This window comes from Chromobacterium aquaticum (assembly GCF_021129195.1).
Classification (GTDB): domain Bacteria; phylum Pseudomonadota; class Gammaproteobacteria; order Burkholderiales; family Chromobacteriaceae; genus Chromobacterium; species Chromobacterium aquaticum.
Genome location: NZ_JAJOHW010000216.1, coordinates 1 through 3,820 on the forward strand (window position 1 = coordinate 1; position 3,820 = coordinate 3,820).

Below are 3,820 nucleotides of genomic sequence, written 5' to 3' on the forward strand. Positions count from 1 at the left end.
ATCGTAAACAGGTTCTAAGAGAGTTGACATTTGAAACCCGATTACCGCCATTGCCTGCGTATGGCGATGGGCCTTTTAAAGTGCCCATCACCTTTCCCTATGCTGGTCCGGATTACCCGGCTAGCAGCTATACCCTGACGGTACCTGCAAGTGGTGTTTCTCAAGGCACGCCGACGACTTGGGTGAGGATGGGGGTTGATAACCAAGCCTCTCGTAACTATAGCGTCAAGATTTTTAAGACAGTCAATCCACCTGCTTCAGGTACATCTCAAGATTTGTTGGTGTATGCCTCCGCACGCGATAGTGAACTCAGTGTCAATGCTGCGATTTCCAGCTCCTCCACCGTTACGGTTGGTACACCCCAAATACATTTTAGAATCCCTCAGGCAAGTGCTACCCGCTTGTTGCTGCTCACCCGCCCGGCGAATAGTAGTGAGAGTTGGCAATTCACCGAAGTCCCGCCACTGAAGATCAATGGCCAGAACGTGGAAGGCCAGTTCGCCCTCGACTGGTCCGCCATGGCGCGTAAGGAGTATGAATTCCGCTACTTTGTCATGGACAATAGTGGCAAGACGCTCAGTGCGCACCAGGGCCGGCTCAACCTCAACGACAGCGCCCCGACGATGCCCCAAAGCGACGCCGCCGTCGACAGCGCGCTGATGGACAGCAATGGCTGGATCCATCTGAGCAACCTCGGCGAGAGCGCCACTGCCGGCCGCATCCGCTTCCGCACTTCCGGCGGCGAATGGAGCACGGCTCAGGCGGTGGCCGGCACCAGCGTCTCCGGCATCAAGGGTTGGTTCCTGATCAACCCCGCTCAGTACGGCCTGGCCGCCGGCCAGACCTGGGAGTACGAACTCGAGCGTCTCGACGCCAACGGCCAATCGCTGGGCGCGGTGGTCGGGTCCTTCCGTCCGGGCGAAGCGGCTTCCGTCAGCCAGCCGGTCGCCTGGCGCGACCAGCCGCAGATCGTTCACATCGGCGGCCATCAGCCGGCGGCGGCCACTCGTGGCCTGATCCGCTATCGTACTGCCGGCGGCGCCTGGGCCGAAGCGCCGCTGAGTCGCGCCGCCAACGGCGAATGGGACTGGGACAGCAGCGCGCTGGCCAAGAGCCTGAGCGCGCCGACGGTGTATGAATTCGAATACCAGTTGTTCGACGCCAACGGCCTGATGCTCAACCGCGCCGGCGGCCAACTGACGCTGGGCGGCGGCGCCGTCAGCGTCAATCCCCAGGGCCTGACGCTGCCGCTGCTGGTCAGCTTCAATCCGCCGCAGCCCCAGGCCGCCCAGCTCTTGCTGTCCTACCGGAGCAAGGGCAGCCAGGGCGACTGGACCCAGACCACGCTCAGCCGCAACGCCCAGGGCCAGTTCACGCTCAACGCCGACGCGCTGGCCGCCGGCGATTACGAATACCGCTACCAGCTGGCCGACGCCCAGGGCGCGCTGCTGACCGGCGCCGACGGCGCGGTGCTGGACGTCAGCGGCTATCTGCGCCGCCACAGCGGCGTCGACAGCACCCGCCTCAACTGGGTGATCACCGGCACCAGCCAGAGCGAGCACAACATCCTCCGCCGCCAGCAGTACAACGCCTTCGGCGAAGTGAGCAGCGAAACCGATGGCCGCGGCAACATCACCACCTTCGAGTACAGCGCCTTCGGCCAACTGCTGGCCAAGCAAGACCCGCACACCGTGATCGTCGCGGCCGGCGACCAGGCCCCGCCGCCGGTGCGCACCCAGTACCGTTACGACGCGCTGGGCAATCTGGTGGCCACCGTCGATGCCAACGGCCAGCTCAACCGCCAGAGCTGGCTGGCCGGCAGTGAACGGGGCAGGGCAAGAGCGGCGGCGAGGTTCACGCCGACGGCGGCGTCAAGCAACTGGGCTATGACGTGTTCGGCAATCTGCGTGTCAGCATCGACGAAATCGGCCGCCGCAGCGACTACCGCTACAACGCCAACAACCAGCTGATCAGCTACAGCCAGCCCCTACGCGCCGACGGCCGCCGCGGCGTCGACGAATACGACTACGACAGCGCCGGCCAACGCATCGCCCATCGCAACAGTGCCGATGGCCGCACCACCCTAAGCGCCAGCACCCGCTACGACAGCCTGGGCCGGGTGCTGGCCACCGTCAGCGCCGCCGGGCGCCAAGTGAGCTACCGCTACCAGTGGGACGCCGCCATCGCCGGCGCCGGCGGCAGCGTCGTCGGCGGCTGGCGCAGCGTCAAGACCGATGCCAACGGCCGTAGCCAGAGCGACGACATCAGCCTGTTCGGCCATAAAGTCGCCCATGTCGACCTCGGCAACCACCGCTTCAGCTACCGCTACAACCACGCCGGCCAGGTGGCCGAACAAAGCGGCAGCAGCGGCCAGCACATCACTTACCAGTACTACGGCAACGGCTATCTGAAGAGCCTGTCCGACCACGCGCTGGACAGCTACACCCTGTACGAATACGACAACGACGGCAACAAGACCTTTGAAGGCTATACCAGCCTCAACGGCCAGAGCCGCGAGTTCTACCAGTACGCCAAGATCGAATACGACGCGCGCAACCGGGTCACCCTGATCGATGACCCCAAATTCCTGATCACCTACCGCTACGACGCGGTCGGCAACCGCCTCAACGTCCACAGCGTCTATCACGACGGCGTCGACGGCCAGAAGCGGACCCAGGATTACTGGTATCGATACGACAGCATGAACCGCTTCGTCACCACCAAGGGCAGCGAGCTCGACGGCCAGATCAGCCGCGGCCCCCAGGGTGGCGACGGCGTCGACATCCTGTACAACGCCGCCGGCGAACGGGTGCAGGCTACCTATGCGTCCAACGGCAATGTCGAAACCTACAGCTACAGCGCCGACGGCTACCTGGAAACCACCCGCATCAACGGCAAGCTGGCGGCCCAGCGCGACAACGACCTGCTGGGGGGCGCCACCGCTTACCGCGAATACCGTTGGAACGGCGACGGCGGCGTCAGCAGCCAGACCCAGTCCCGTTACGACGCCGATCACAAACTGCTGAGTCAAAGCCGCGACGGCGCCAACACCACCTACCACTACCTGGCCGACGGCACGCTGGAGCGTAGCGTGCAGACCGACAGCGGCACCACCACCAGCAGCTATTACGGCTATGAATGGTGGGACGAAGCCAAGCAGAGCACCATCACCGCCCAGCCCTACAACAAGGACGCGCCGGGCTGGCAGCCGGGTTACTCCCATCTGCGCTACAACGTCAACGGCCACCTGGTTGAAGCGCGCGACGAAGCCAAGNNCAGCCGCGTCGACTACGCCCAGGCCTTGGCGCAGACCCCGATCGGCAACCGCAAAGACCAGTACCGCGAAGGCCAGCCGGTGAACAGCGCCGACTTCGACCAGAACTACGAACCGATCGGCCCGAACTACCCGGGGCAGACGCCGGGCTTCGTCACGGTGAAGGCGGGGGACACGCTGCAAAGCCTGGCGGCGTCGCTGTGGGGCGACCAGGCGATGTGGTATCTGCTGGCGGACGCCAACAGCCTGAGCGGCAGCGAGCCCTTGGCGGCGGGCCAAGTGCTGACCGTGCCGAACAAAGTGACGAATGTGCACAACAACAGCGGCAGCTACCGGGTGTACAGCCCGGGCGAGGCGATAGGAGACGTGACGCCGACGCTGCCGGATCCGCCGCCGCCGCCGATGCCGAGCTTTGGCGGAGGCGGCGGCTGCGGTGGATTCGGCGCCATCTTCGTCGCCATCGTGGCGGTGGTCGTGGTGGTGCAACTAGGCCCGATCTTCAGCCAGGCGCTGACCCCGCTGCTGGGGACGGCGCCGGTGGCGGCG

1 protein-coding gene is annotated in these 3,820 nt (G+C 65.0%); it reads left to right on the plus strand.

What is annotated here, in order from left to right:
- Window positions 1–401 precede the first annotated feature (401 nt).
- Complete coding sequence (locus LQT98_RS23070; protein WP_231465508.1) at window positions 402–1,970, plus strand: RHS repeat domain-containing protein; 1,569 nt, start codon at window positions 402–404, stop codon at window positions 1,968–1,970.
- The last annotated feature ends 1,850 nt before the right edge of the window (window positions 1,971–3,820 follow it).